The organism is Sphingomonas sp. (assembly GCF_036387535.1).
Lineage (GTDB): Bacteria > Pseudomonadota > Alphaproteobacteria > Sphingomonadales > Sphingomonadaceae > Sphingomonas_R.
This window is the reverse complement of the sequence record NZ_DASVTO010000071.1, coordinates 1-26,480: the sequence shown is the minus strand read 5'-3', so window position 1 is coordinate 26,480 and position 26,480 is coordinate 1. Positions and strand designations below refer to the sequence as shown.

The window sequence follows — 26,480 nt, the reverse complement described above, 5'->3', positions numbered from 1 at the left end:
GGGCGCAGGACGGTTGCGCAACCGTCCTGCGGTTGGCCGTCGCCAGCATCGCGACAAGATGATAGGATCGCCATGGTCGATGACAGGGGTGACCGTTTGCATGGCTTGCGATGGTTATGACGATCCGTGCGACACGGATCGGGAAATTGAACGCCTGCGCCGGGAGGTGCGGTCTTTGCGGCACGAGATCGCGGGACGCGGCGCGATGCCGGCGGCGCGGCCGGCGCGCGGCGTGGTGATGGCGGGGGCGATCGGTGCATGCGCGCTGGGCGGCATCGTCCTGGCCGCGGCGGTCGCGGTCGACCTGCCCGCGGCCGTCAGCTGGGCGACGATGTCCGATCTGGTGCCGACGCGGGCCGCGGTCGGAATCGTCGAGCGGATCTTTACCGTCTACTGATCCGCACCGGCGTCAGTCGAACAGCGACGACACCGAGCTTTCGTCCGCGATCCGCTTGATCGCTTCGCCCAGCAGCGGCGCGATGGTGAGCAGGCGGATCTTCTTCGCACTGGCGACGGCCTGTGGCGGCATGATGGAATCGGTGATGACCAGTTCGCTGAGCGTGGACCCTTCGACCCGGGCGACCGCGCCGCCCGACAGCACGCCGTGGCTGACATAGGCGACGACGTCCTCCGCGCCCGCCGCGCGAAGGGCGGCGGCGGCGTTGCAGAGCGTGCCGGCCGAATCGACGATATCGTCGACCAGAATGCAGAAGCGCCCGGCGACATCGCCGATGATGTTCATCACCTCGCTTTCGCCCGGCCGTTCGCGACGCTTGTCGACGATGGCGAGCGGGGCATTGTCGAGTCGCTTCGACAGGGTACGCGCGCGGACCACGCCGCCGACGTCAGGCGAGACGACCATCAGGTTGCGGCCCGAAAAGCGCGCCTTGATATCGGCCGACATCACCGGTGCGGCATAGAGATTGTCGGTCGGGATATCGAAGAAGCCCTGAATCTGCCCCGCGTGGAGATCGACCGACAGGACGCGATCCGCGCCGGCGACGGTGATCAGGTTGGCGACCAGCTTGGCCGAGATCGGCGTGCGCGGGCCGGGTTTGCGATCCTGGCGGGCATAGCCGAAATAGGGGACGACCGCGGTGATGCGGCGCGCGGACGAGCGTTTCAGCGCATCGATGCAGATCAGCAATTCCATGAGATTGTCGTTGGCGGGGAAGCCGGTCGACTGGATCACGAACACGTCTTCGCCGCGGACATTTTCGTGGATTTCCACGAAGACCTCCTCGTCCGCGAACCGGCGGACGCTGGCGTTGGTGATATCCAGTTCCAGATAGCCGGCGATCGCCTTGGCGAGCCCGATATTGGCGTTGCCGGTCAGGAGTTTCATGCAGCCCATCCCCAGGTCATGTTGTGGCGTCCCTTAACGGCGGGATCGGATTTGTGCGAGTGTTGTTACACCCGGCGCCGGATTGCCCCGTCCGGCGCATCACACTAGCAAGGCGCCATGGCCGAAAAACGCATCCTCCTTGCCCAGATGACCCAAGCGATCGGCGACGTCGCCGGTAACGCCGACCGCATGCTGGCGGTATGGGCGGCACACCCGCAAGTGGACCTGATCCTGTTTCCCGAGTTGCAGCTGATCGGCTATCCGCCCGAGGATCTGGTGCTGAAACCGGCGCTGCACCGCCGGGCGGCGGCGGAACTGGAGCGGATGGCGCAGGCGACCGCGGACGGCGGGCCGGCGATGCTGGTAGGGACGGTCCGGGTGCGGGAGGGGCGGCTGTACAATGTCGTCGCCCTGCTGGACGGGGGCCGGGTCGCGGCGGTGCGCGAGAAATATGAATTGCCCAATTACGGGACGTTCGACGAGAAGCGCGTGTTCGCGGCCGGGCCGTTGCCTGAACCGGTCGACGTGCGCGGCATGCGGATCGGGGTGCCGATCTGCGAGGATATCTGGTTCCCGACGGTGTGCGCGCATCTGAAGGCGGCGGGCGCGGAGTTGCTGCTGACGCCGAATGGCAGCCCGTTCGAAATCGACAAGGACGACCTGCGCCGCGATGGCGTGGCCGCGGTGCGTGTCGCCGAAACCGGCCTGCCGCTGGTGTTCGTCAACCGGATCGGCGGACAGGACGAACTGGTGTTCGATGGCGCGTCGTTCGTGCTGAACGGCGATGGCAGTGCCGCGCACCAGCTGCCCGAATGGCAGGAAGCGATCGTCGAGACGATCTGGGAGCAGGGCGAGCACGGATGGCGATGCCGGCCGGGCACGCTGTATCCGCAGGACCCGTCGCCCGCCGATGCCTATCATGCCATGCTGGTCGGACTGCGTGATTATGTCGATGCGAACCGGTTTCCCGGGGTCGTGCTCGGCCTGTCGGGCGGGATCGACAGCGCGCTGTCGGCGGCGGTGGCGGTCGATGCCCTGGGGCCGGACCGGGTATGGTGCGTGATGATGCCGTCGCGGTTCACCGGCCGGGAGTCGCTGAGCGATGCGGCGGACTGCGCGCGGATGCTGGGGTGTCGGCTGGACACGATCGCGATCAAGCCGGCGATGACCGCGTTCGACGCCATGCTTGCCGATGTCTTCGACGGGCGCGCGCCGGACCTGGCGGAGGAGAATATCCAGTCGCGGATCCGCGGCCTGACCCTGATGGCGATCAGCAACAAGTTCGGTCCGATGTTGCTGACCACCGGCAACAAGAGCGAGATGTCGGTGGGATACGCCACCATCTATGGCGACATGGCGGGCGGCTATTCGGTGTTGAAGGATGCGTACAAGACGACGGTGTTCGCGCTGTCGCGGTGGCGCAACGCACATCGCCCGCGGTTCGGGCTGGGGCCGGACGGGCCGGTGATGCCGGACAGCGTGATCGACAAGCCCCCGACCGCGGAACTGCGCGAGGATCAGAAGGACAGCGATTCCTTGCCGCCCTATGACGTGCTGGACCCCATCCTGCAGGGGTTGGTGGAGGAGGAATTGTCGGTGAGCGAGCTTGTCGCGCGCGGATATGAGCGCGAGACGGTCGTGCGGATCGAGCGGCTGCTGTATATCGCCGAATATAAACGGCGGCAGGCGCCACCGGGCGTGAAGCTGGGTCGCCGCAATTTCGGGCGCGACCGCCGCTATCCGATCACCAACGCGTTCCGGTCGGAGTGACGGATATGACGGGCCTGACGCCAGTGATCACGCGGTTCGCGCCATCGCCGACCGGCCGGCTGCATGTCGGGAATATCCGCACCGCGCTGCTCAACCGGCTGTTCGCGATGCAGGCGGGCGGTCAGTTCCTGTTGCGGATGGACGATACCGACACCGACCGGTCGTCCACCGAACATGCCGAATCCATCGTCCAGGATCTGGTCTGGCTGGAGATGTGGGCCGAGGCGGTGGTGCGGCAGTCCGAACGCGGCGCGCTGTACGAGGCCGCGTTCGAGCGGTTGCGTGCGGCCGGGCGCGTTTATCCGGCGTATGAAAGCGCGCAGGAACTGGACCTGAAGCGCAAGGTGCAGGCATCGCGCGGATTGCCGCCCATCTATGACCGGGCGGCGTTGAAGCTGGACGATGCCGCGCGGGCGGCGTTCGAAGCGGACGGCGTGCGGCCGCATTGGCGGTTCCGGCTGGACCATGATGCGCCGATCCAGTGGGACGACCTGGTGCGCGGCCCGCAGGCCTTCGATCCGGCGCTGTTGTCGGACCCGGTGATCCGGCGCGCCGACGGCAGCTGGCTCTACATGCTGCCATCGGTGGTGGACGATATCGACATGCGGATCACGCATGTCATCCGCGGCGAGGATCATGTCACCAACACCGGGCTGCAGTTGCAGATCTTTGCCGCGTTGCGCGCGATCCCGCCGGTGTTCGGGCATGTCGCGTTGCTGACGGGTGCGGAGGGCAAGCTGTCGAAGCGGCTGGGGTCGCTGGGGTGCGATGCGTTTCGCGCGGCGGGGATCGAGCCGCAGGCGGTGGCCGCGTTGCTGGCGCGGATCGGTACCAGCCTGCCCGTGGAGCCGATCACGGATCCGGCGGTGCTGGCGGCGACGCTGGATTTCACGAAGTTCGGGCGGGCACCGGCGCGGTTCGATTTCGACGAGCTGACCGCAGTCAATGCCCGGATCGTGCACCAATTGCCGTTTGCGGCCGTCGAGGAGCGCGTGCCGGCGACGATGGGCGTGCCCGGCTGGAACGCGATCCGCCCGAACCTGACCAAGGTGTCGGACGCGGCGGCGTGGTGGGATGTGGTGGAAGGTGCGGTGGCGGTGACGATGCCGGACGAGGACCGCGCCTTCTGCGCCGTGGCGGCGGATCGGGCGGCGGAGATCGATTGGGCGGGCGATCCGTGGCACGCCCTGACCGATCGATTGAAGACCGAGACCGGGCGCAGGGGGCGCGCGCTGTTTCATCCGTTGCGGCTGGCGCTGACCGGGCTGGATTCGGGGCCGGACATGGCGGCGCTGTTGCCGTTGATCGGGCGCGAGCGGGCCGTCCAGCGATTGCAGGTGGCCGCCGGCTGAACCACTGGCGCGGCGGGGCGGCAACGCCTATCTTACCTTCCATGGCCGTGTTCCCCCGCCCCAGCTCGCCACGCCGCGTGATCGCCGATCTGAAGGCGTTCATCGCCACGGGCGACCGTGACCACCGCACCCCGATCGCGGTGATTTCGATCCTGATGCCGGTCCTGATCGTTGCGGGGTTCCTGCATGACAGTTATATGGAGCGGCCGGAGCCGGAGATGACGTTTATCCCGAGCTGGCCCGCCGATCGCAGCGATGCCGAGATCATCGCGCAGCAGAAGGTGGACGAGGCCGCACGGGTCGCGCGCGTACAGGCGCGACAGCAGCAGTTCCAGAAGGTCGAGCGCCAGTTGGGCATGTGACCGACGACGCGCGCTGGATGGCGGCGGCGGTCGCGCTGAGCGAGCGCGGGCGCGGACGGACCGCACCCAATCCGGCGGTCGGATGCGTGATCGTGCGTGGTGGCGTGGTGATCGGGCGCGGCTGGACCCAGCCCGGCGGGCGTCCGCATGCCGAGGCGACGGCGCTGGAGATGGCGGGATCGGTGACGGGTGCGACCGTCTATACGACGCTGGAACCCTGCGCGCATGTCAGCCCGCGTGGGCCGACGTGCAGCGACCGGCTGGTCGCGGCGCGGCCGGCGCGGGTGGTGGTGGCGATGGTCGATCCCGATCCCCGCACCGATGGCATCGGGATCGCGCGCATCCGGGCAGCGGGAATCCCCGTCGACGTCGGTGCGGGCGCGGCCGGGGCGGCGGCATCGATGGCGGGGTTCGTGATGCGGCGGCGGCAGGCACGACCGCGCGTGACCATGAAGCTGGCGACATCGCTGGACGGGCGGATCGCGTTGCCGGACGGCAGCAGCCGCTGGATCACCGGGCCGCGCGCGCGGATGCATGCCCATCTGGAACGCGCGCGATGCGACATGATCGTGGTGGGCGCGGGAACGTTGGCGATCGATGTGCCGCGGCTGGACGTGCGCATCGACGGGCTGGCCGACCGTGCGCCGCGACGCGCGGTGCTGACGCGCGATCCCGCGCGCTGCCCGCGGGGGTGGGAGCGGATCGACAGCCCGACGGCGATCACGGACCTGCACGCGGTCGACGAACTGCTGGTCGAGGGCGGGGCCGGCGCGGCGGCCGCGTTCCTGCATGCGGACCTGGTCGATCGGCTGCTGCTGTACCGTGCGCCGATCCTGATCGGGGCGGGGTTGTCGGCGGTGGGCGATATCGGGCTGGGATCGCTGGAGGCCGCGCACGGGCGGTGGCGCATGGTCGACACGCGGATGCTTGGCAGCGACCGGATCGAAGTCTACGAGCGCGACAGGGATTGAGGGGCGGACATGTTCACCGGAATCATCACGGATGTCGGCAGGATCGACGCAGTCGAGGCGCGCGGCGACACGCGACTGCGCATCCGCTGCGCTTATGACATGGCGGGTGTCGACCTGGGCGCATCGATCGCCTGTGCGGGCGTCTGCCTGACGGTGGTGGACAAGGGCGCCGACTGGTTCGCGGTCGACCTGTCCGCCGAAAGCGTGTCGCGGACCGCGCCGGTGTGGAAGGCGGGCCAGGCGCTGAACCTGGAGCGCGCGCTGAAGATCGGCGACGAACTGGGCGGGCATATCGTCACGGGCCATGTCGATGGCGTGGGAACGGTGCTGGCGATGCAGTCCGAAGGCGGATCGTGGCGACTGGACATCCTGGTCCCGACCGCGCTGGCGCCCTATGTCGCGGGCAAGGGATCGGTGACGATCGACGGCGTGTCGCTGACCATCAACACGGTCCATGACCGCGCCGACGGCCCGGTCATCGGGCTGAACATCATTCCCCATACCGCGTCGGTCACGACGCTGGGGTCGCTGGCCGCAGGCGACCATGTGCATGTCGAGATCGACGTGCTTGCCCGCTATCTCGGCCGTATGGAGGCGCTTCGCCATGTCGTCAAAGCCTGAACTCGCGCAGTTGCGTCACGGATTCCTGTCCGGCCCGGAAGAGCTGATCGACGAAGCGCGCAACGGCCGCATGTTCATCCTGGTCGATGACGAGGACCGGGAGAATGAGGGCGACCTGGTCATCCCTGCGCAGATGGCGACCCCCGACGCGATCAATTTCATGGCCCGGCACGGTCGCGGCCTGATCTGCCTGGCGATGACGAAGGACCGGGTCGAGCAGCTCGGTCTGGAACTGATGAGCCGCAACAACGGCACCCGGCATGAAACCGCGTTCACCGTGTCGATCGAGGCACGCGACGGCGTGACGACCGGGATTTCGGCCGCGGACCGGGCGCGGACGGTGGCCGTGGCGATCGACGCGGGCAAGGACCGCAGCCACATCGTGACACCCGGCCATGTCTTTCCCCTGATCGCGCGGCCGGGCGGGGTATTGGTGCGGGCGGGCCATACCGAAGCGGCGGTCGATATTGCGCGGCTGGCCGGGCTCAACCCGTCGGGCGTGATCTGCGAGATCATGAAGGACGACGGCACGATGGCGCGGCTGGACGACCTGATCGGCTTCGCGCAGTTGCACAACCTGAAGATCGGGACGATCCGCGACCTGATCGCCTATCGCCGTCGCCACGACCACATGATCGAAAAGCGTGCGGAAATGCGCTTCACCAGTCGCTGGGGTGGCGACTGGACCGCGATGACCTTTTTCAACAAGGCGACCGGCGAGGAGCAGATGGCGCTGGTGAAGGGCAAGGTCGATCCGGAGCGGCCGACGCTGGTGCGGATGCACAGCCTGTCGCCATTCAGCGACATGTTTGGAGAGGAATCGGACCGGTCGGGCATGCTGTCGGGTGCGATGGAGATGATCGCCGCGGAGGGCGCCGGCGTGATCGTGGTCATCAACCGGCCGGCAAGCGACGCCACGACCCGCGTGATCCAGGCCCGGACCGCGGGCAAGGATGCGGGTGCGCCCGAGATGGACGAACTGCGCGATTACGGCGTCGGTGCGCAGATCCTGGCCGAACTGGGCGTTCACGACATGGTGTTGCTGACCAATTCGCATCATACGCTGGTGGCGCTGTCGGGTTATGGCCTGTCGATCGTCGGCGAACGCGCCATCGGCGACAGCGGGGTCGAATGATGGCACATGTCCTGATCGTGGAAGCACGATTTTACGACCATTTGAACGACATGCTGATCGCCGGTGCGCGTGCCGCGATCGAAGCGGCGGGGCACAGCCACGAGACGGTGACCGTGCCGGGCGCGCTGGAGGTGCCGGGCGCGATCGCGCTGGCGGCCGAGGCGGGACGCTATGACGCGTTCGTGGCGCTGGGCGTCATCATCCGCGGCGAAACCTATCATTTCGAGGTGGTGGCGAACGAAAGCGCGCGCGGCCTGATGGACCTGAGCCTGGCCGGGATCGCGATCGGCAACGGCATCCTGACCGTGGAGGACGAAGCCCAGGCACTGGCGCGCGCGCGTCCGTCGGAAAAGAACAAGGGCGGTGAGGCCGCGGTGGCGGCGCTTGCGATGCTAGCGCTGCACGAACGCTTCGGCGAGTAGCCGCGCGTCAGGCAGCGGCGGCGCCGTCCAGGCCGAGCCGTGCGGTCAAGGACCGATGCGCGCCGTTCAGGATCCGTTCGGCGCGGTCGGGATCGGTCTGCGCCCGCGCCAGACTGATTGCGCCGACCGCCTCCGCCATGACCGAGGCGGCAAGGTCGTGTGGATGATCCTGGCCCAGCGCGTCGAGCCGGTCCGCGACCCAGGCGATCACGCGGTCGACCCCGCTGGCAAAGCGATCGCGCGCCGCCGGTGACAGGCGCGCGACGTCGCCGGACAGGACCGGGATCGGGCACCCATGTTCCACATTGTCGCGGTGCGCCATCGACACGTAGAAATCGACGAACCGGGTGAGCGCGGTGGCGGGATGTTCGCGCATGAGTGGTGCGAAGTGAACGGCGTAGCGGTGGTCGAACATGTGGCCGATCGCTTCGGCGACCAGCGCATCCTTGGACCGGAAATGGGCGTAGAAGCCGCCATGGGTCAAGCCGGCACGCGCCATGACGGTGGCGAGTCCGACGCGTTCACACCCCTGCGACAGGATTTCGGCCGAAGCCTCCGCCAGCACGCGGGCGCGGGTGCGGGCCTTGTGATGGGCATCGTAGCGCATGGTCGTCCTGATATCCGGTGGTCGGGGCGCATCCAACCCGCCAATGGTGGAAGGATCAGGCGATCGCCTCGTCGAACTGCAACCGCGCCAGGCGGGCGTAGAGGCCGCCGCGGCCGGTGAGATCGGCGTGGGTCCCTTCCTCCACGATCCGGCCGCCATCCATCACCACGATGCGGTCCGCCATCCGGATGGTGGCAAGCCGGTGCGCGATGACCAGCGTGGTGCGGTTGGCCATCAGCCGTTCCAGCGCACGCTGGACCAGCTGCTCCGATTCGGCATCCAGCGCGGAGGTCGCCTCGTCCAGCAGCAGCAGCGGCGCATCCCGCAGGACGGCGCGCGCAATGGCGAGCCGCTGGCGCTGACCCCCCGACAGCCGGGCACCGCCTTCGCCCAGATAGGTATCGAGCCCGTCGGGCAGGGCGCGCAGGAAATCGGCGGCATTGGCGGTTTCGGCCGCCGCCCACAACGCGGCGTCATCGGCGCCCCAATGGCCGTAGCGCAGATTGTCGCGCGCGGACGCGGCGAAGATGATGGTTTCCTGCGGCACCATCGCGATGCGGTCGCGGATCTGCGCGGGTTCGGTGGCGGGAAGCGCGACGCCGTCGATCGACACGACCCCGCCAGCGGGATCGTAGAAGCGCTGCGCCAGCTGGAAGATGGTCGACTTGCCGGCACCGGAAGGGCCCACCAGCGCGACCATCTCGCCCGGGCGGATCGCCAGCGTGAAGTCATCGAGCGCCAGCACCTCCGGCCGGGTGGGATAGCGGAACGACACGCGGTCGAAGGCGAGCCGCCCCTCCGCCGGTTGCGGCAACGCGACCGGTTGCGCCGGTGCGCGGATTTCGGGAATCTCCGCCATCAATTCGGCAATGCGACCGGCGGCGCCGGCGCCGCGCAACAGATCTCCATAGACTTCGGTCAGCGCGCCGAACGCGCCGGCGACCAGCCCGCCGGTGAAGACGAACGCGGCGATCGTACCGCTGGAAATGCGGCCGGCGGCGACATCCAGCGCCCCCTGCCACATGATCATCGTGATCGATCCGAAGATGACGAAGATGACGATCGCGGTCATCGCCGCGCGCAGGCGGATACGGCTGCGCGCGGTGTCGAGCGTGTTCTGCACCGCCACGGCGAAACGATCGCCTTCGCGCTGTTCCTGGCCGAATGCCTGCACGATCTTCATCGCGCCCAGGGTTTCGGACACGATCGTGCCGACGGTCGCGACCCGGTCCTGCGTCGATCGCGACAGTTTCTGGACGCGGCGACCGAGGAACATGATCGGCAGGATCACGAGCGGGATGCCGAACAGCAGCATCGCGGTCAGCTTGGGCGCGAGCGTGAGCAGGTAGATGATCCCGCCGATCCCGATCACGAGATTGCGGAGCGCGACAGAGACGGTGGTGCCGACCACCTGTTCGATGATCGATGTGTCCGCGGTCAGCCGCGACGCGATTTCGGACGGCCGATTTTCCTCGAAGAAGCGGGGGGCCAGCGTCAGCAGATTGCGGTGGGTGGCGGTACGGATGTCGGCGATCACGCGTTCGCCGAGCATCGACACGAAGTAGAAGCGCAACGCCGTCGATGCGGCAAGCACCGTGACGATCAGCAGCAGATAGCGAAAATAGCGACCGATATCGCCATCGACATTGGAAAAGCCGCGGTCGATGACCAGCTTGAATCCACTGGGGATGGCGAGCGTCGCGGCGGCCGCGACCAGCAGCGACAGGATCGCCGCCAGCAAATGCCCCTTATAGGCAAGCGCATGGCGCCAGATCAGCAGGAGCGCGCCGATCCGGCGCGGGGTAGCATCGGGTTTTGCGGCGTCGGGCTTGCTCATGCCGCGCGCCTAGCATGAAGCAGCGAAGGCAGTAAGCGGAACGATACCATTTGCTGGTACGTGGTGCGATGCATCAAAACGGTGTAGCCTGCGTTGTTTTGACGAAGGTTGGCCGCGCTGGCGCCGCCAAAGAAGGACCGAATATGCTTTATAGCGCCTACGAGATGCAGCGGACGATGCTGGCGGGTGCGAGCGCGCTGGCGCATCTGGGCGCGGAATGGATGGCCAATCCGGTCAATCCGATGGCGCATACGCAATTGGGCCCGGTGGTGGCATCGGGGTTCGATGTGTTCGCCCACGCCTCCGCCCCGCGCGGCAAGCCGGCGTTCGGGCTGGACAGCACGGTGGTCGAGGGGCGGACAGTGGCCGTTACCGAGGAGATCGTGCTGCGCAAGCCGTTCGGCCAGTTGAAGCGGTTTCGGCGCGACGGCGTGGAGGGCGGACCGAAGCTGTTGATCGTGGCACCCATGTCGGGGCATTTCGCGACATTGCTGCGCGGGACGGTCGAACGGATGCTGCCGGGCCATGACGTGCATATCACCGACTGGCGTGACGCGAAGCTGGTGCCGTTGGCGGACGGGACGTTCGACCTGGACGACTATGTCGATTATCTGGTCGCGTTCCTGGAAGCGATGCAGGCGGACGGATCGGGCCGTGCGCACATGCTGGCGGTGTGCCAGCCATCGGTCCCGGCCTATGCCGCCGCGGCGCTGATGGCGGCGGACGCGCACCCGGCCCGGCCGGCGACGCTGACGCTGATGGGTGGGCCGGTCGACACGCGCGAGGCGCCGACGACCGTCAACACCGTCGCGACGCAGCGGCCGCACGCCTGGTTCGAACAGAATGTGATCGCGACCGTCCCTTATTATTATCCCGGCGGCGGACGGCGGGTCTATCCGGGGTTCCTGCAGCTGACCGGGTTCATGGCGATGAACCTGGGCAATCACCTGGTCAGCCATTATGACATGTTCAAGCATCTGGTCGCCGGCGATGGCGACAGTGCGGATGCGAGCAAGGCGTTCTACGACGAATATCGATCGGTCTGCGACATGAGTGCGGAGTTCTATCTGCAGACGATCGACCTGGTGTTCCAGAAGCACGCTTTGCCGAAGGGCGACTATTTCCATCGCGGACGGCGGGTCGATCCCGCCGCGATCACCGACATCGGGCTGCTGGCGATCGAAGGCGAACGGGACGATATTTCCGGCATCGGCCAAACCAAGGCGGCGTTGACGCTGGCGACGCATTTGCCGGAGACGCATCGCCGCTATCTGCTGGCCGAAGGCGTCGGCCATTACGGCATCTTCAACGGCCGGCGCTGGCGCGACGTGATCGCGCCGGTGGTGGAGGGCTGGATCGCCGCGCATGATGCGGGTTGATCGCACGCTGCTGACGCTGGGGCTGGCGGCCATGGCGGCGCCGGCGATCGCGGTACCGGTTCCGTCTCCCTCACCGGCGCCGCTGGCGGTGGACGCACGGCGCGTGATCGCGGAGGCCTTCGGCCTCGGGCAGGCGGGCGATTGCCGCGGGGCGTTGGGCAAGCTCGACCCGCTGGTGACGACGCTGCTGCCGGGCGCGGAACGGAACAGCGTGCAGCTGTTGCGGATGAATTGCCTGGCGCCGGCGGGGCGCGGGGCCGAAGTGGCGGCGGTGCAGCGCGAACTGGCCGCCGCCGATCCGAAGAACCCCATGGTGCGCGGGTTCGGCGTGATGATCGCGGCCGACAGCGGCGACATGAAGGCCGCGGGCGAAGCACTGGCGCAGGTGGCGGAGCAGCTTCCGGCCGGGTTGAACGGGATTACCGGGCGATTGTGGCGCGCGGTGGCGCAACGGCTGTCGCAGACGCGGGAGATCGCCCTGCGCGACCGGATCTCGGTCGCGCTGGCCCGTGCCGACTGGCAACCGACCGACATGCCGCAACTGCGTTCCGACATTGCCGAAAGCGCGATCGACGTGCTGGTGCGGCGCGGCGAAGTGGCGGAGGCCGAACTGCTGTTGCCGCGCGTGACCGCACCGGAATCGCTGTTCGAAATGGCGATCACGCGCAGCCATGCGCCGCTCTGGCCGCAATTGGCCGACAAGATGGGGCCGCATTCGACCCGCGCGGTCGACGCGTTCGCGCTCGATCGGCTGGCGGCATTTGCGGCGACCCCGGATGACGCGACGGCTCGGCTGGGTGCCGTCCGTGCGCTGGTGCTGCTTGGTCGCTATGCCGAAGCATCGGAGGCGGCGTCGTCGGTGCGTGTGGTCGAGGGGATGGACGAGGAGGCGGTGGCGACCGTCCGGCTGGATGCGCAGGCGCTGGGGATGACCGGCGGCCGTGCGGCGGCGGTGGCGCGGTTGCAGCCCTTTGCCATGCTGGATGCGACCCGGACGCCGGTGGCGGTTTCGGGCGTGATTGCGTTGGCCGAAACGCTGGACGAGGCAGGGCGGGCGGAAGAAGCGCTGGCGGCGGCGCGGCAGGCGCTGACCCGCGGCGCGGCGGCCCTGAGCCCATGGGGCGCGGGCTGGCTGAAGCGCACGGAAATCTGCGCATTGTCGACGCTAGGCCGGCGGGCGGAGGCCGATGCCAAGGCGGTCGCGCTGCGCGCGGCCGCAACCGACAACCAGGCGGCGGCGATCGAGGCGTCATTGTGCGCGAAACAGGCCGATGCGGCCGAACCGATCGCGGTGAAGACGCTGGCCACCGCGGACGGCGCGGCGTTGATCGCGGATCAGTTCCAGCCGGACGATGCGTTATGGGCGCGCAGCGGATCGCGGTTGCGGGCGTTGTGGAGCGTGTTCCTGAAACGGCCGGCGGTGAAGGCCGCGTTCGAGAAAAATGCGCGGATTCTGCCCGAGTCGCTCTGGCCGCTGCAGATCGAACGGCCGATCCCGCGCGCATCATCGGCCGGCGATCTGCCGACCACCTGAGGCTGCGCCCTCCGCTGGGGAGGGCGCAGGCGCGTCAGAGCGTCACTTCGGCGACATTATCCTGATAGCTTTGCTTCGGGTCCTTGCCGAACAGCCGCTCGATCGCGGCGCCAAACGAGGAACCGCCGAGCCACAGCCGCGCGCGTTCGGTATCGAGCCGGAGGAGCGCAAGGTTGGGATCGTCCTTGCCGCCCTTGTACCAGGCCGCGACATGGTCGTTCCAGAGGCGGTCGACCGTGGCGCGGTCGTGATCCACCGACAGCGTGCCATGGATGCTGGCGAACATGTCGTGGCCCTTGCCGGTGTAGGTCGCGATCGCACGACTTGACTGTGCGAGCGCCTGGGTCAGGCCGTTATCCTTGGTGGCGAAGAACCAGATCGGTCCGTGATCGCCCTCGACCTGCGCGGTCATCGGCTGGGTATGTCCGTCGCGGGCGCCCTCGACCCCCAGCATGACGAACGGGCTGGCCTTCAGATCTTTCCAGAACCGGGCTTCGATATCGGCGTCGTCGGCCATGCGGCTTCTCCTATGTTGGTTCGGGAGGAGAACCGCGGGGCCGGGCTTGTGTTCCTTGGAGGGAGAGGCGTCATGTTGCCGATGGTTTCGGATCAGCGTTTGTTGGCGGCGTGGCCAGCGCCGACGACGATCATGAAAGGCAGTTCAGTTCGGAACGCGGACCATGTGGTATTACATTCCATGTTTGCACCCAATACAAAACGTGGTAACAGGTCTGAATGACGACGCGCACCGTCACCTTCGAACGCCAAGCCCTAAAAGATCTCAAGATGATCCACAAAAGCGATGCAGTCGCGATCATCGGCAAGATCAAGCAGTTTGCGGCCGATCCAGCCGCGCTGGCGAACAACGTCACTCAACTGAAGGGTTCCGCGTTCAGCCGTCTACGTGTTGGCGATTACCGCGTGATCTTTACGGCCGATCTCGTCGTCGTCCATGTCGTCAAGATCGGACACCGCCGCGAAGTCTATGACTGACCGCGGCCGACCTCGTACCCATGGAGTCTAACATGACCTATGAACCGCAACATTTTCGCGGACCGGACGGCACCGAACTGGTCGTCATCACGCGCGACGATTATGAACGTCTGGCCGCCGGGCTGCCGGCCGATGACGATGCGCGCGATATTGATACTGCGCGCGCCATCATGGCAGCGTCCAGTGGCTTTGCGATTCCATTGTGCGTTGTGGAAGCGCGCATCGCCGGAGAGTCCGCGGTCGCCGCGTGGCGTAAGGAGCGCGGTATGACGCAGGCGCAGCTCGCCGCCGCGGCGGGGGTCACGCAGACGGCGATCGCGCGACTGGAATCCGCCCCGGACGGATCGGGACGGCCCGCAACGCGGCGCGCGATTGCCGCCGCGCTGGGCCTACCCGGTTGGGCGCTGGAACAGGACTGACATTCCAGCGCACCAACTTCATGCGAACGGCGTTATGCGCCATGACCGCGGTGCCGGGTCAGAGGACTTCGAACAACCCCGCCGCGCCCATGCCGCCGCCGACGCACATGGTGACGATGACATGCTTGGCGCCGCGGCGCTTGCCTTCGATCAGGGCGTGGCCGACCATGCGGGCGCCGGACATGCCATAAGGGTGGCCGATCGAGATCGCGCCGCCGTCGACGTTCAGGAGTTCGGCCGGAATGCCGAGCACGTCCTGGCAGTAGAGCACCTGGACCGCGAAGGCCTCGTTCAGTTCCCACAGGCCGATATCGCCGACCGACAGGTTGAAGCGTTCAAGCAGCTTGGGAACCGCATAGATCGGGCCGATGCCCATTTCGTCCGGCTTGGTGCCGGCGACTGCCATGCCGACATAGCGACCAAGCGGGGCCTTGCCCGCCTTTTCCGCGGCGCTGCGTTCCATGACGACGCAGGCCGAGGCGCCATCGGACAGCTGCGACGCATTGCCCGCGGTGATGTTGGCGTCCGGGCCCATGACGGGGACCAGCGAGGTCAGCCCTTCTAGCGTGGTTTCGGGGCGATTGCCCTCATCCTTGGTGAGCGTGACTTCCTTCTGCGACACCTGCTTCGTCGCCTTGTCGACGACATTCATGGTGGCGGTCACGGGCACGATTTCCGCGTCGAAGCGGCCGGCCGCCTGCGCCGCGGCGGTCCGCTGCTGCGATTCCAGGGCATAGGCGTCCTGGCGGTCGCGGCTGATGCCGTAGCGCTTGGCGACGATCTCGGCCGTCTGGAGCATCGGCATGTAGACGTCGGGATGGAGCGCGATCAGTTCATGATCGGGACCAAGGCGCATTTCCGGCGTCTGCACCATCGAGATCGATTCGACGCCGCCGGCGACGACGATGTCGGCCCGGTCGACGATGACCTGCGATGCGGCGATCGCGATCGCCTGCAACCCGGAGGCGCACTGCCGATCGACCGACACACCCGATACGGTCACGGGCAGACCCGCGCGCAACGCGGCCGTGCGGCCGATGGTCGCCTGAACACCCTGTTGCAGGGCGGCGCCGATCACGACGTCCTGGATGCTGTCGGGTGCGACGCCGGCGCGTTCGACGGCGGCGCGGATGGCATGCGCGGCCAGCGTGGGCGACGGGGTGGCGTTGAACGCGCCGCGATAGGCACGGCCGATGGGGGTGCGGGCGGTGGCGACGATGACGGCTTCACGCATGATGGGTTCCTTGCTTTGGGATGAGCGTCACCCCGGCGGAAGCCGGGATCTCGGCACGGCTTGGGACGAGCGTGTCGCGGGCCTGCGGGAGATCCCGGCCTGCGCCGGGACGACGGATTGATGGTCGGGTAATCAGATGAAGAACTGGGCGATCCATTCCGCGATCAGCGCGGGCTTCTTCTGATCTTCGATCTCGACCGAGACTTCCTGCGTCTGCTGCCACTGGCCGGGGCGCTTTTCCTCCAGGGAAAGCAGTTTGAACCGGCCGCGGATGCGGACGCCGGCGGCGACGGGGGTGAGGAAGCGGACTTTGTCGAAGCCGTAATTGATGCCCATCTTCACGCCTTCGATCCGGCTGTCGGGCAGGCGTTCGGCCAGCGCGGAAAGCAGCGACAAGGTGAGGAAGCCATGCGCGATGGTGCCGCCGAACGGTGTCATCTTTGCGCGTTCCGGATCGACATGGATGAACTGATGATCGTCGGTGGCATCGGCAAACGCCTGGATGCGCGGCTGATCGACCATGATCCAATCGGACACGCCGATTTCCTGGCCGACCTTGGCTTGCAGATCCTGCACGGTGGACATCGCATTCTCCTGTTCGAGGTCGCCGTCTTTCGGGCGGCGATCCATGGGGCTATGAGGCTGACCTGTCTCTAGGCGTTGCTTGACGTTTACGTCAACTGCGTCGACCATGCTAGGGTACTCACCATGTTTTCCGCGTCCCCCGCCATTCTGTCCAGCCTGCGCACGCTGCACCGCGCATCGGAACCCGATGTGCTGGCCGGTCTGCTGCCGGTCGCGGCGCTGGATGCGCCGAGTCGCGAGCGGGTGGTGGGGCACAGCCTGGACCTGCTGGCCGACCTGCGCGTGGCGCAACGCGAGGGCTGGGTGAATCAGTTCCTGCAGCAATATCGGCTGAATTCGTCGGAGGGCGTGGCGCTGCTGAGCCTGGCCGAGGCGTTCCTGCGCGTGCCCGATCCGGAAACGGCGGACCGGCTGATCGCGGACAAGCTGGGCGATGCCGACTGGCGCGCGCATACGGGCAAGTCGCATTCCTCGCTGGTCAACAGCGCGACATGGGGCCTGGTGATCGGACGCGCGCTGGTGAGCGACAGCGGGCAGGCGGGCGCGCTGAAGCGATTGATTTCGCGCGCGGGCGAGCCGTTCGTGCGGCAGGCGGTGGGTGCCGCGATGAAGATGATGGGCGAGATCTTCGTGATGGGGCGCACTATCGACGAGGCGTTGAAGCGGATGCGCGGCAAGGACCATCGCGGCTTCACCGCCAGTTTCGACATGCTGGGCGAAGCGGCGCGCACCTATCCCGACGCCGATCGTTATTTCCGCGCCTATGCCGATGCCATTGCGGAAGTGGGGCGCGCGGCGAGCGAGGGGCATTCGATTTCGGTCAAACTGTCCGCGCTGCACCCGCGCTATGAGGTGGGGCAGTGGAACCGCTGCGTCCCCGCGCTGACCGAGATGTTGGAGGCGCTGGCGGTGCAGGCGGCGCGGGCTGGCATCGGGCTGACCGTGGATGCCGAGGAGTCCGAGCGGCTGGAGATGAGCTTCGACATCATCTCCGCCGTGGCCGGGTTGCCCGCGCTGAAGGGCTGGGACGGGTTCGGCATGGCGATCCAGGCGTATAGCAAGCGCGCGCGCCCGGCGGTGGCGTGGGCGAACGCACTGGGCGCGGCGACCGGGCGACGGATCGCGGTACGGCTGGTCAAGGGCGCCTATTGGGACAGCGAGGTCAAGCGCACGCAAGAGGCGGGGCTGAGCGATTATCCGCTGTTCACGCGCAAGGCCGCGACCGACGTGTCCTACATGGCCTGTTCGCGCGACATGCTGGACGCGAAGAACATCTATCCCGCATTCGCCAGCCACAATGCCCTGACGGTCGCGACCATCCTGGAATGGGCCGGAACCAGCCGGGATTTCGAGTTTCAGCGGCTGCACGGAATGGGCGAAGGGCTGTACGAGACGCTGGTGCGCGAGCGCGGCTATCGCACGCGCATCTATGCGCCGGTGGGCGGGCACCGCGACCTGCTGGCCTATCTGGTCCGGCGGCTGCTGGAAAATGGCGCCAATTCCAGTTTCGTGCACCAGCTGGCGGACGAGGGGCTGACCGATCAGCAGCTGCTGGCCGATCCGGTGGAGAAGATCCGGTCGGTCGGGGGTGCGCGGCATCCGTCGATCCCGTTGCCGATCGACCTGTTCGGGATGCGGCGGAACAGCGGGGGGATCGATCTGCAGGATCGGGTGGTGCTGGACGCGGTGGCCAAGACCGTCACCGAACCGTTCGTGTCGAGCGCAGTCGAGACAGCCCGCACAGCGCCTGCGTCACGTCCCTCGACTTCGCGCGGGACGACCGGAGTCATTGGGGCCAAATCAGCCGTCGACCGCGCGGTGCGGGGATTTCCGGCGTGGTCGCGAACGACGCTGGAGCAGCGGGCGGCGGTGCTGGAGCGGCTGGCCGACCTGCTGGAGGCGCATCGCGGCGACCTGATGGCGGTGGCGGTGCAGGAGGCGAGGAAGACGATCGCCGACGCGTTGGGCGAGGTGCGCGAGGCGGTCGATTTCTGCCGCTATTATGCGCTGGAGGCGCGCCGCGTGCTGGCGCCGCAGGACCTGCCGGGGCCGACCGGCGAACGCAACGTTCTGCGCCACGAAGGACGCGGCGTGTGGGCGTGCATCGCCCCGTGGAACTTCCCGCTGGCGATTTTCCTGGGGCAGGTGGCGGCGGCGCTGGTGGCGGGGAATACGGTCGTCGCCAAGCCCGCGCCGCAGACGCCGGCGATCGCGGGCTGGGCCGTGGCGCTGGCGCATGAAGCGGGCGTGCCGACCGATGCGCTGGTGCTGTTGCCGGGCGGGCCGGAAGAAGGCGCGGCGCTGATCGGCGATGCCCGCATTGCGGGGGTGGCGTTCACCGGGTCGACCGGCACCGCGCGGCGGATCGCGCGCAGCCTGCTGGACGACGAAAGCCGGCCGCTGGTGCCGTTGATCGCGGAAACCGGCGGGATCAATGCGATGATCGTCGATTCGACAGCCCTGCCCGAACAGGTGGTGGCCGATGTCGTCGCCTCTGCCTTCCGATCGGCGGGGCAGCGCTGTTCCGCGTTGCGGCTGCTGCTGTTGCAGGAAGAGATTGCGGACCGCACGCTGGAGATGCTGGCCGGGGCGATGGATACGCTGGTGGTGGGCGACCCGGCCGATCCCGCGACCGATGTCGGGCCGGTCATCGACCGCGCGGCCTATGACCGGTTGATGGGGCGGTGCCTGGCGATGGCGGCACGGACCGTGCACACCGTGCCGGTGCCGGACGACGGACTGTATGTGCCGCCGACGGTGATCCGGATCGATCGGATCGAGGATCTGAAGGAGGAATGGTTTGGTCCCGTGCTGCACGTCGCGACGTGGAAAGCCGGCGGGCTGGCGGAAACGGTGGAGCGGATCAACGCGACCGGATTCGGCCTGACCATGGGCCTGCACAGCCGGATCGCGCGCGGGGCAGAGGCGGTCGAGGCGCTGGCGCGGGTCGGGAACCTGTACGTCAACCGATCGATGATCGGGGCGATCGTCGGGTCGCAGCCGTTCGGGGGCGAGGGGCTGTCGGGGACGGGGCCCAAGGCAGGCGGGCCGCATTACCTGCCCCGGTTCGCCGCGGAGCGGGTGACATCGACCGATACGACATCGGCCGGCGGGAACGCGACGCTGTTGTCACTGGAAGAGATCGGAGCCTAGCGCGGGCCCTATCCATCGGCGGCGGACGGGAAGACCGCCTTTCCGTCCGCCCCGCCGGTGAAATTGACCTGCGTGGGATAGGCGATGTCGATGCCAGCGTCCGCGAACGCTTCGAGGATCGCCATGCAGACCTGGTGACGGGCGGCGTAGACGACGTCGTAGACCTGCGACCGGACGTCGAACTGCAATTCGTAGTCGAGGCTGGATGCGCCGAAATTGACCATGCCGGTGCGGACCAGCACGCATTGGTCCACGCTTTCGGTGGCGGCGCGCAGGATGTCGGGGATCCTTCGGCAAAGCGGGATCGGCGTCTGGTAGATGACGCCGATCAGCAGCGTGATCCGCCGACGGTCGAGCCGGGCGAGATTGTGCAGTTCCTTGTCGAGCAGATTCTTGTTGGAGATGATGACCTGTTCACCGGTGATCGAGCGGATGCGGGTCGATTTCAGGCCGATGCGTTCGACCGAGCCGGAAGTGGTATCCCATTTGACCGCATCGCCGCGCCGGAACGGCTTGTCGAAGATGATCGCCAGCGCGGCGAACAGATCGGCGAAGATGCCCTGCGCCGCGAGCCCGATCGCGATGCCGCCGATGCCGAGGCCGGCAATCAATCCCGTCACGTTGACGCCCAGATTGTCGAGGATCAGCACCGCCGCGATCGCGAACAGCGCGAAGGTGACGAGCAGGCGGATGATGCCCATCGCCGATCCGATCGCACCCTTCTCCGTATCCCCGGCCGCGCGATGTTCGACGAAGCCCAGGATGATCTCGCGCGCCCACAATGCCGCCTGCAACGCGGCGGCGATGGTGAAGGCGGCGGTGATGACGGCGGTGAGCCCGGCGGGCGTGTTGGCGCCGCCCTCCACCAGCTTGGCGGCCAGCGCGACCATGAACCAGAGCCGGGTGCGCGTGATGGCGCGGCCTACGATCGTGCGCCATTGCACGCTGTCATCGTCGCGGCAGAGGCGGGCGCCGAGCGAGCGCAGCCCGAGCAGGACGAGCACGATGACGGCCCCAATCGCCAGCGCGATCGCGATTTGCAGCCAGTTGCCGGTGAACCAGTCGGCCACCTCCTGCAGCAGCCGGGCCGCGCGGTCGCCAAGACCATCCAGCGCGACGGTCGGCCGGATCGCACCGGTGCTGTTGCCGGCGGGCATGCTCATGCCGATGCCGCCCGCGCGCAATGCGCGCTGCCCAGTTGATCGAGGAACGCGATCAGCCCGCGTTCGGTGGGGCTGGCGTAGCGGGTGGCGCGGGGCAGGCGGACCTTGCCGATCGGTTCCCCCGATTTGGCGAGATCGATCAACGCGGGATGAACATAGGATTTGCGCGCGATCGCAGGGGTGTTGCCCAGCGCCGCGGCGACGGGTTCCAGCAGGGCCTTGACGGACACGGCCTTTTCTCCGGCTTCGACCAGGGTGCGGTAGGCGATGACGCTGGCGCCCCAGGTGCGGAAATTCTTCGCAGTGAAATCGCCCGCGGTGGCGGCCTTGATATAGCTGTTGACGTCAGCCGAGCCGACCGGCTGCGGCGTGCCGTCCGGGCAGAGATATTGGAACAGATGCTGTCCGGGCAGATCCTGGCACCGGCGGGCGATCCGCGACAGGCGGCTGTCCTCGATCGTCAGCTGCTGCAGCTTGCCGGATTTGCCGACATATTGCAGCTTCAGCTTAGCACCGCGCACGGTGGCATGATCGGTGCGCAACGTGGTGGCGCCGAAACTGTTGTTCGCTTTCGCATAGGTTTCGTTGCCGACCCGGACGCGGCCGAGATCGAGCAGGCGGACGATGGCCGCGACCACGGCATCCTTGTCGAGCGTGCGGTGGGTGAGATCGGATTCGACGCGGGCACGGAGCAGCGGCAGCGCGCGCCCGAAATCGGCGCAGGCGTCATATTTGGCGGCCTCCTGCGTGGCCCGGAACTCGGCATGATACCGATATTGCTTGCGGCCTTTCTCGTCCCAGCCGACCGCCTGGATATGGCCGTCGGGGCTGGGGCAGAACCAGCAATCGACATAAGCGGGCGGCATGGCGGTGGCGTTCAGCCGGTCGATCTCGTCCCGGTCGGTGATGCGTTCGCCGGCGGGATCGAAATAGGCCCAATGGCCCCGCAGCTTGCGGCGGGTGATGCCGGGCAAGGCATCGTCGACATAGCTCAGCATCGGCGCGGACGAAGGTTCGGGATCATGGCCCTAGAACGGCACGGACCACCCGATCGTTCCGGAACAGGCGCCGGCGGCACCCGTTCAAGCGCATGACATTCCAGACGAAGGACGCATTTCATGCCCGCAATCAGCGACGCCAAGATCCTGATCATCGCCACCGACGGGTTCGAGCAGGACGAACTGTTCGGTCCGCGCGAACGGCTGCTGGCGGCCGGCGCACAGGTGGTACTGGCTTCGCCCGGCGGCGATCCGATCCAGGGAATGGTACAGGATCAGAAGGGCGACACGATCACGCCGGACATCCTGCTCGATGCCGTCGACATCGAGGAGTATGATGCGCTGGTGATTCCAGGCGGCGTGGCCAATCCCGACACGCTGCGCACGATCGATGCCGCGATCGAGATCGTCCGCGGGTTCGACGATGCCGGCAAGCCGATCGCCGCGATCTGCCACGGACCATGGTTGCTGGTGGAGGCGGACATCGTCGAGGATCGTACCGTCACCAGCTGGCCGTCGGTGCGGACCGACCTGGAAAATGCCGGCGCGATCGTGGTCGATCGATCGGTGGTGGTGGACGACAATCTGATCACCAGCCGCAAGCCCGACGATGTGCCGGACTTTACCGATGCACTGATCCGGTTGGTGGAGGAAGCCGAGGTCGACGCCTGAGCGTCAACCACGGCCGGTGGCGGGCGTTCGGCGCGGTAACGCCGTGCGCCGGCGCCGCAGCGCAGTCTGCGCCGGAAGCTCTACGCCGTGGTAGAGCAGCATGGACATGGCGAGCGTGATGCCGAGAAATGCCGTGATCAGGCCGAACGGGATCGAGTCGGCATTGGTGACGAACAGCAGCTTGAACCAGACGAAGCCCAGGAAATGGAACAGGTAGGTCGCATAGCTGATCTCCCCCAGATAGACCGCGATCGGATGAGCCAGGGGATTGGCGGGCGCCGCCGCGAACCGGGCGAGCAGGAGCAGCGATGCGGCGAGCAGCAGCGGAACGCCCAGGGTTTCCGTGAGCCCGAACCCGAGTGCACCCGCGCAGACCGGGACCGCCGCCAGCCACACGGCCGTCGGTCCGGCACCGCGATCGTGCAGTGTGCTGAGGATCGTGCCGATCGCGAACCCGACCAGCGCGCGGGGCAAGGCGAGCGCCGCATCGGTGCCGCCGAGCGTATTGAACCCGTAATGGGCGAACAGCATCGCCAGCAACAGCACGAGCCCGACGATCGCGGCGATCAGATGATGGGTGGCATAGCGTCCCCAGTCGATCGCCAGCGCCAGCAGCGGGAACAGCAGATAGGCGGCCCATTCGCAGCTGATCGACCAGGCGGGATCGTTCCAGCGCAGTGTGGGCGAGAAGCCCCAGCTCTGCATCATGAGCAGGTGCAGCGGCCAATCCGCCCAGGGATAATGGCCGGCCTGGCGGTGGGTCACGCCCAACAGCATGGCGAACAGCGCCGCCAACACCAGTATCAGCGCGTGCAACGGCCAGATGCGCGCGACCCGCCGCCACAGGAAATCCGGGATGCCGGCCGCGCCCGCGGTGCGCAGGCGCGCGCCATAGTTGCGCCACAGGACGAAGCCCGACAGCATGAAGAAGAAGTCGACCGCCAGATAGCCCTTGTCGAGGATGGCGAGCAGCCAGCCGGGGACGCCGTCGCCATAGCCGGTGCGCAGATGATAGAGCACGACGAACCAGGCGGCGACCGCACGCGCGCCGGTCAGCCCCGGCAACAGCCCGGGGGAGGTGGCGGCACGGGTCATGCCGGAACCAGCCCGCGCACCGGAACACGCAGCGGCGCGACCCGCCGCTTGGCCAGGCCACGGACATAGGAGTCGAACCCGGTTTCCAAAGCGACGATCATCAGCATGAGCGGTTGGAAGGCTATACCGGCAAAAGCGGCGCCGACCAGATAGACCAGCTGGCAATGTTGCAGCGCGGTCGCGAGCGGCGCGATCCAGCCATCGGCGGGATCGGCGCGGCGCCAGCGGCGGCGGACAACCTCCATCCGGAACAATCCGCCCAGCTGGATCAGCAGCCAGAGCCCGAGGCCTGGATAGCCCTGTTCCCCCAGCATTTCGAAATACGCGCTGTGGAAGGCGCGACCGCCATCGATCACCTGCGCGGTGGCGCCGGACCCCGGATTGCCGGTTTCGGGGCGGCGATAGCTGATCCGGTTCTGGCGATAGGATTCGAAGCCGCCGCCGAACGGGTGATCCTGCGCATAGTCCCAGGTCCATTTCCAGATCGCGATCCGGGTGGAGGCCGATTCGTCGGATTGATAGCCAGCGATCGTGTCCATGCGCTGCGTATAGCTGGCCGGCAGGAAGGGAACAGCCGCCACCGCGAGCGTGGCCAGCCCGGCCAGATACAGGATCCGCCGCCGCACCAGCCGCAGCATCAGCACCGCCAGCAGCGCGATGCAGATCAGGCCGGTGCGCGCCTGCGTCCCGATCGGGATCAGGATGCACGCCGCGCCCAGCGCCAGCGCATAGCCGCGCGTGCGCCAGTCCGGCGGAAAGATGGTGCCATGCGACGCCAGCCAGATCAGCAGCGGCAGGATGGCGATCGCCATGGTCGAGATCGTGCTGCTCTCGTACAGGCCGCTGTTGCTGTCGACCATCAGGTTGAGGATGCCGTAGCCGCCGCCCGACAGCACCGTCTTGATCCCGCCGACGACGATGATCGAAGAGGCGGACAGGATCATGAACAGCGCCATCGCTTCGATCCGCAGACGGGTGCGGAGCGTGAGCGGGAGGAAGATGGCGAAGGCCAGCGCCTTCCACACCCAGCCCCATTTGTTCAGCGCGTCGACCGGGAAGTCCGCGGTCATCGTGGTCCAGAAACAGTAGACGAGGAGGGCGAGCATCAGCGACTGGCGCACGCCGACCCGCGCACCGCGCTTGTCATCCGCCAGCGCCCATCCGCCGACCGCCAGCACGACGCAGACGAGAGAGAGCGGGATCGCGTTCAGCAGATAATAAGCGAGCCGTTGCGGCGAGACGATGTCGACATAGGCATAAGCGAGCACGAACAGGAACGGCCGCCGAAAACCGAGCCCCAGCAGGGCCACCAGGAACGCGATAAGGCCGAGATCACGCATGCGGATCGGATTCGCGGTCGAGATCGCGGCGGCGGACGATCCGCCAGGCGGCGAGCAGCAGCAGCCCGTGGCTGAGCGCGAGCGAAAAGAGGTCGATCATCGCCCGCCTTTCCCGCGTTGCGCCCATGCCATCCGCATCGCAGAGTATCGCCGACCGATTGACGCGGCGTTAAGCGGCGTCATGGCAGGACATCGCCATGCGCATCCTCCATATCCTAGACCATAGCCTGCCGATACATAGCGGCTACACGTTCCGGACGCGCGCGATCCTGAAGGCGCAGCAGGCGCGCGGGTGGGCGGTCATGGGCGTGACCGGGTCGCGGCACGCGGTGGAGCGGCCCGGCGGGCCGGACGCCGAGATGTTCGACGGGCTGCAATTCCACCGCGCGTCCGCAATCTCCACCGCGCCGTCGCCGCTGTCCGAATGGCAGGATATCGCGGCGCTGGAACGTAAGGTCGACCAGCTGGTCGCGGCGTGGAAACCCGACATCCTGCACGCGCATTCGCCGGTGATGACCGCGGTCGCGGCGGGGCGGGTGGCGCGGCGGCATCGGTTGCCGCTGGTGTACGAGATCCGCGCCTTCTGGGAGGATGCGGCGGTCGGCAACGGCACCGGGACCGAAGGGTCGCTGCGTTACCGGGCGACGCGCTGGCTGGAGACGCGCGCGGTGCGGCGGGCGGATGCGGTGGCGGTGATCTGCGGCGGGTTGCGCGACGACCTGGTCGCGCGCGGAATTGCGGGCGACAAGATCCTGGTGTCGCCGAACGGGGTGGATCTGGACCTGTTCGGATCGCCGCCGCCGCCCGATGCGGCGCTGGCCGCGGCGCTGGGGCTGACCGATGCGGAGGTGATCGGCTTCATCGGATCCTTTTACGATTATGAAGGGCTGGACGACCTGATCGCCGCGATGCCGGCGCTGGTGGCGGCGCGACCGCGCGCGATGCTGTTGCTGGTCGGAGGCGGGCCGATGGAGGCGGCGCTGGCGGCGCAGGCGGCGGCATCGCCGGTCGCGGACCGCATCCGTTTCGTCGGGCGGGTGCCACATACAGAGGTTGAGGCTTATTACGGGCTGGTCGATATCCTGGCCTATCCGCGCAAGGGGATGCGGCTGACCGAACTTGTCACCCCGCTGAAACCGCTGGAAGCGATGGCGCAGAGGCGGCTGGTCGCGGCGTCCAACGTCGGGGGACACCGCGAGCTGATCGCGGACGGCGTGACGGGAACATTGTTCCCGCCGGACGATCCCGCGGCGCTGGCGGCGGCGCTGGCCGCGTTGCTGGCGGACCGCAGCGGATGGGACGTGCGGCGGGCAACGGCGCGCGCGTTCGTAGAACGGGATCGTAACTGGTCGGAAAATATTTCACGATACGAACCAGTGTACCGGCGGCTTGCGAGTCGCGGGGCTGGGACGGGGGCGACGGCATGAGCAAGGCGACCGGATTGCGGCTGATCGAAGCCATCGAACGGACGCGGCTGGCGGTACCGATGGCGC

Annotated in this window: 25 protein-coding genes; 15 read left to right on the top strand and 10 right to left on the bottom strand. The window is 67.5% G+C overall.

The features are described 5' to 3' along the window. Positions 1–100: 100 nt before the first annotated feature. Positions 101–397: a hypothetical protein gene (locus VF649_RS06390; protein WP_331011123.1), complete on the top strand. Its 297-nt coding sequence runs from the start codon at positions 101–103 to the stop codon at positions 395–397. Between the two features lie 12 nt (positions 398–409). Here the strand turns inward: VF649_RS06390 and VF649_RS06385 are convergent, their stop codons facing one another. Continuing rightward, complete coding sequence (locus VF649_RS06385) at positions 410–1,345, bottom strand: ribose-phosphate pyrophosphokinase (protein WP_331011122.1); 936 nt, start codon at positions 1,343–1,345, stop codon at positions 410–412. Positions 1,346–1,462: 117 nt separating this feature from the next. On the opposite strand from VF649_RS06385, the gene VF649_RS06380 reads away from it, so the two are divergent. Genes VF649_RS06380 through ribH form a run of 7 tightly spaced genes read left to right on the top strand, consistent with a single transcriptional unit; the run spans position 1,463 to position 7,978 of the window. Then, positions 1,463–3,115 (top strand): NAD+ synthase, encoded by a 1,653-nt coding sequence (locus VF649_RS06380; RefSeq protein WP_331011121.1) that lies wholly within the window; start codon positions 1,463–1,465, stop codon positions 3,113–3,115. Between the two features lie 5 nt (positions 3,116–3,120). Then, positions 3,121–4,467 (top strand): glutamate--tRNA ligase, encoded by a 1,347-nt coding sequence (locus VF649_RS06375; protein ID WP_331011120.1) that lies wholly within the window; start codon positions 3,121–3,123, stop codon positions 4,465–4,467. 41 nt (positions 4,468–4,508) lie between these two features. Next, entirely contained in the window at positions 4,509–4,829 is a 321-nt protein-coding gene (locus VF649_RS06370) for a hypothetical protein (RefSeq protein WP_331011119.1), read from the top strand. Continuing rightward, positions 4,826–5,800: a bifunctional diaminohydroxyphosphoribosylaminopyrimidine deaminase/5-amino-6-(5-phosphoribosylamino)uracil reductase RibD gene (ribD, locus tag VF649_RS06365; protein WP_331011118.1), complete on the top strand. Its 975-nt coding sequence runs from the start codon at positions 4,826–4,828 to the stop codon at positions 5,798–5,800. Before VF649_RS06370 ends, ribD begins: the two co-directional genes overlap by 4 nt. A 9-nt stretch (positions 5,801–5,809) precedes the next feature. Then, a complete protein-coding gene (locus VF649_RS06360) occupies positions 5,810–6,421 on the top strand; it encodes a riboflavin synthase (protein WP_331011117.1) in 612 nt (203 codons plus the stop codon). Beyond that, positions 6,405–7,556, top strand: a complete 1,152-nt coding sequence (gene ribB / locus VF649_RS06355; protein ID WP_331011116.1) for a 3,4-dihydroxy-2-butanone-4-phosphate synthase — start codon at positions 6,405–6,407, stop codon at positions 7,554–7,556. Before VF649_RS06360 ends, ribB begins: the two co-directional genes overlap by 17 nt. Beyond that, positions 7,556–7,978 (top strand): 6,7-dimethyl-8-ribityllumazine synthase, encoded by a 423-nt coding sequence (ribH, locus tag VF649_RS06350; protein ID WP_331011115.1) that lies wholly within the window; start codon positions 7,556–7,558, stop codon positions 7,976–7,978. The genes ribB and ribH overlap by 1 nt, the downstream gene beginning before the upstream one ends. 7 nt (positions 7,979–7,985) lie before the next feature. Here ribH and VF649_RS06345 read toward each other — a convergent pair whose 3' ends face one another. Both VF649_RS06345 and VF649_RS06340 read right to left on the bottom strand, forming a co-directional pair. Then, positions 7,986–8,585, bottom strand: coding sequence for a TetR/AcrR family transcriptional regulator (locus VF649_RS06345; RefSeq protein ID WP_331011114.1), 600 nt, complete (start codon positions 8,583–8,585; stop codon positions 7,986–7,988). A gap of 55 nt (positions 8,586–8,640) precedes the next feature. Next, a complete protein-coding gene (locus tag VF649_RS06340) occupies positions 8,641–10,422 on the bottom strand; it encodes an ABC transporter transmembrane domain-containing protein (RefSeq protein WP_331011113.1) in 1,782 nt (593 codons plus the stop codon). 143 nt (positions 10,423–10,565) lie between these two features. Between VF649_RS06340 and VF649_RS06335 the strand changes: the two genes are divergently transcribed. Beyond that, positions 10,566–11,801: a polyhydroxyalkanoate depolymerase gene (locus VF649_RS06335; RefSeq protein ID WP_331011112.1), complete on the top strand. Its 1,236-nt coding sequence runs from the start codon at positions 10,566–10,568 to the stop codon at positions 11,799–11,801. After that, positions 11,788–13,335, top strand: coding sequence for a hypothetical protein (locus VF649_RS06330; RefSeq protein ID WP_331011111.1), 1,548 nt, complete (start codon positions 11,788–11,790; stop codon positions 13,333–13,335). The genes VF649_RS06335 and VF649_RS06330 overlap by 14 nt, the downstream gene beginning before the upstream one ends. A gap of 34 nt (positions 13,336–13,369) precedes the next feature. Here VF649_RS06330 and VF649_RS06325 read toward each other — a convergent pair whose 3' ends face one another. Beyond that, the gene (locus VF649_RS06325; protein ID WP_331011110.1) at positions 13,370–13,852 is read right to left on the bottom strand and encodes a pyridoxamine 5'-phosphate oxidase family protein; all 483 of its coding nucleotides are present in this window, start codon (positions 13,850–13,852) and stop codon (positions 13,370–13,372) included. A 218-nt stretch (positions 13,853–14,070) separates the two neighbouring features. Between VF649_RS06325 and VF649_RS06320 the strand changes: the two genes are divergently transcribed. Together VF649_RS06320 and VF649_RS06315 are read left to right on the top strand one after the other, a co-directional pair. Further along, positions 14,071–14,328, top strand: a complete 258-nt coding sequence (locus VF649_RS06320) for a type II toxin-antitoxin system RelE family toxin (RefSeq protein ID WP_331011109.1) — start codon at positions 14,071–14,073, stop codon at positions 14,326–14,328. A gap of 32 nt (positions 14,329–14,360) precedes the next feature. Continuing rightward, positions 14,361–14,747: a helix-turn-helix transcriptional regulator gene (locus VF649_RS06315; RefSeq protein WP_331011108.1), complete on the top strand. Its 387-nt coding sequence runs from the start codon at positions 14,361–14,363 to the stop codon at positions 14,745–14,747. A 58-nt stretch (positions 14,748–14,805) separates the two neighbouring features. Here VF649_RS06315 and VF649_RS06310 read toward each other — a convergent pair whose 3' ends face one another. Continuing rightward, positions 14,806–15,981: an acetyl-CoA C-acyltransferase gene (locus VF649_RS06310; protein WP_331011107.1), complete on the bottom strand. Its 1,176-nt coding sequence runs from the start codon at positions 15,979–15,981 to the stop codon at positions 14,806–14,808. 132 nt (positions 15,982–16,113) lie between these two features. Further along, positions 16,114–16,566: a MaoC family dehydratase gene (locus VF649_RS06305; RefSeq protein WP_331011124.1), complete on the bottom strand. Its 453-nt coding sequence runs from the start codon at positions 16,564–16,566 to the stop codon at positions 16,114–16,116. Positions 16,567–16,689: 123 nt separating this feature from the next. Between VF649_RS06305 and putA the strand changes: the two genes are divergently transcribed. Next, positions 16,690–19,719, top strand: coding sequence for a bifunctional proline dehydrogenase/L-glutamate gamma-semialdehyde dehydrogenase PutA (putA, locus tag VF649_RS06300; protein WP_331011106.1), 3,030 nt, complete (start codon positions 16,690–16,692; stop codon positions 19,717–19,719). 8 nt (positions 19,720–19,727) lie between these two features. Here the strand turns inward: putA and VF649_RS06295 are convergent, their stop codons facing one another. Together VF649_RS06295 and VF649_RS06290 are read right to left on the bottom strand one after the other, a co-directional pair. Further along, a complete protein-coding gene (locus VF649_RS06295) occupies positions 19,728–20,882 on the bottom strand; it encodes a mechanosensitive ion channel family protein (RefSeq protein ID WP_331011105.1) in 1,155 nt (384 codons plus the stop codon). After that, positions 20,879–21,880 carry a DNA topoisomerase IB gene (locus VF649_RS06290; RefSeq protein WP_331011104.1) on the bottom strand — a complete coding sequence of 334 codons (1,002 nt, stop codon included), beginning with the start codon at positions 21,878–21,880 and terminating at the stop codon, positions 20,879–20,881. Before VF649_RS06290 ends, VF649_RS06295 begins: the two co-directional genes overlap by 4 nt. A gap of 120 nt (positions 21,881–22,000) precedes the next feature. Here VF649_RS06290 and VF649_RS06285 point away from each other — a divergent pair, with 120 nt between their 5' ends. After that, a complete protein-coding gene (locus tag VF649_RS06285; RefSeq protein WP_331011103.1) occupies positions 22,001–22,552 on the top strand; it encodes a type 1 glutamine amidotransferase domain-containing protein in 552 nt (183 codons plus the stop codon). Positions 22,553–22,555: 3 nt separating this feature from the next. Here VF649_RS06285 and VF649_RS06280 read toward each other — a convergent pair whose 3' ends face one another. Both VF649_RS06280 and VF649_RS06275 read right to left on the bottom strand, forming a co-directional pair. Next, positions 22,556–23,647 (bottom strand): acyltransferase, encoded by a 1,092-nt coding sequence (locus tag VF649_RS06280; RefSeq protein WP_331011102.1) that lies wholly within the window; start codon positions 23,645–23,647, stop codon positions 22,556–22,558. Continuing rightward, positions 23,644–24,987, bottom strand: a complete 1,344-nt coding sequence (locus VF649_RS06275; RefSeq protein ID WP_331011101.1) for a putative O-glycosylation ligase, exosortase A system-associated — start codon at positions 24,985–24,987, stop codon at positions 23,644–23,646. The genes VF649_RS06280 and VF649_RS06275 overlap by 4 nt, the downstream gene beginning before the upstream one ends. Before the next feature lie 197 nt (positions 24,988–25,184). Between VF649_RS06275 and VF649_RS06270 the strand changes: the two genes are divergently transcribed. Next, positions 25,185–26,414: a TIGR04063 family PEP-CTERM/XrtA system glycosyltransferase gene (locus tag VF649_RS06270; protein WP_331011100.1), complete on the top strand. Its 1,230-nt coding sequence runs from the start codon at positions 25,185–25,187 to the stop codon at positions 26,412–26,414. Positions 26,415–26,480: the final 66 nt, after the last annotated feature.

Bases quoted from the DNA above. Each gene is read 5' to 3' on its own strand.
- VF649_RS06325 (WP_331011110.1), bottom strand. From the start codon at position 13,852: ATGGCCGACGACGCCGATATCGAAGCCCGGTTCTGGAAAGATCTGAAG.
- VF649_RS06340 (WP_331011113.1), bottom strand. From the start codon at position 10,422: ATGAGCAAGCCCGACGCCGCAAAACCCGATGCTACCCCGCGCCGGATC.
- VF649_RS06310 (WP_331011107.1), bottom strand. From the start codon at position 15,981: ATGCGTGAAGCCGTCATCGTCGCCACCGCCCGCACCCCCATCGGCCGT.
- ribH (WP_331011115.1), top strand. From the start codon at position 7,556: ATGGCACATGTCCTGATCGTGGAAGCACGATTTTACGACCATTTGAAC.
- putA (WP_331011106.1), top strand. From the start codon at position 16,690: ATGTTTTCCGCGTCCCCCGCCATTCTGTCCAGCCTGCGCACGCTGCAC.
- VF649_RS06275 (WP_331011101.1), bottom strand. From the start codon at position 24,987: ATGCGTGATCTCGGCCTTATCGCGTTCCTGGTGGCCCTGCTGGGGCTC.
- VF649_RS06280 (WP_331011102.1), bottom strand. From the start codon at position 23,647: ATGACCCGTGCCGCCACCTCCCCCGGGCTGTTGCCGGGGCTGACCGGC.
- VF649_RS06290 (WP_331011104.1), bottom strand. From the start codon at position 21,880: ATGCTGAGCTATGTCGACGATGCCTTGCCCGGCATCACCCGCCGCAAG.
- VF649_RS06305 (WP_331011124.1), bottom strand. From the start codon at position 16,566: ATGTCCACCGTGCAGGATCTGCAAGCCAAGGTCGGCCAGGAAATCGGC.
- VF649_RS06385 (WP_331011122.1), bottom strand. From the start codon at position 1,345: ATGAAACTCCTGACCGGCAACGCCAATATCGGGCTCGCCAAGGCGATC.
- VF649_RS06375 (WP_331011120.1), top strand. From the start codon at position 3,121: ATGACGGGCCTGACGCCAGTGATCACGCGGTTCGCGCCATCGCCGACC.
- ribB (WP_331011116.1), top strand. From the start codon at position 6,405: ATGTCGTCAAAGCCTGAACTCGCGCAGTTGCGTCACGGATTCCTGTCC.
- VF649_RS06330 (WP_331011111.1), top strand. From the start codon at position 11,788: ATGATGCGGGTTGATCGCACGCTGCTGACGCTGGGGCTGGCGGCCATG.
- VF649_RS06370 (WP_331011119.1), top strand. From the start codon at position 4,509: ATGGCCGTGTTCCCCCGCCCCAGCTCGCCACGCCGCGTGATCGCCGAT.
- VF649_RS06360 (WP_331011117.1), top strand. From the start codon at position 5,810: ATGTTCACCGGAATCATCACGGATGTCGGCAGGATCGACGCAGTCGAG.
- VF649_RS06345 (WP_331011114.1), bottom strand. From the start codon at position 8,585: ATGCGCTACGATGCCCATCACAAGGCCCGCACCCGCGCCCGCGTGCTG.
- VF649_RS06270 (WP_331011100.1), top strand. From the start codon at position 25,185: ATGCGCATCCTCCATATCCTAGACCATAGCCTGCCGATACATAGCGGC.
- VF649_RS06285 (WP_331011103.1), top strand. From the start codon at position 22,001: ATGCCCGCAATCAGCGACGCCAAGATCCTGATCATCGCCACCGACGGG.
- VF649_RS06335 (WP_331011112.1), top strand. From the start codon at position 10,566: ATGCTTTATAGCGCCTACGAGATGCAGCGGACGATGCTGGCGGGTGCG.
- VF649_RS06315 (WP_331011108.1), top strand. From the start codon at position 14,361: ATGACCTATGAACCGCAACATTTTCGCGGACCGGACGGCACCGAACTG.
- VF649_RS06390 (WP_331011123.1), top strand. From the start codon at position 101: ATGGCTTGCGATGGTTATGACGATCCGTGCGACACGGATCGGGAAATT.
- VF649_RS06320 (WP_331011109.1), top strand. From the start codon at position 14,071: ATGACGACGCGCACCGTCACCTTCGAACGCCAAGCCCTAAAAGATCTC.
- VF649_RS06380 (WP_331011121.1), top strand. From the start codon at position 1,463: ATGGCCGAAAAACGCATCCTCCTTGCCCAGATGACCCAAGCGATCGGC.
- VF649_RS06295 (WP_331011105.1), bottom strand. From the start codon at position 20,882: ATGAGCATGCCCGCCGGCAACAGCACCGGTGCGATCCGGCCGACCGTC.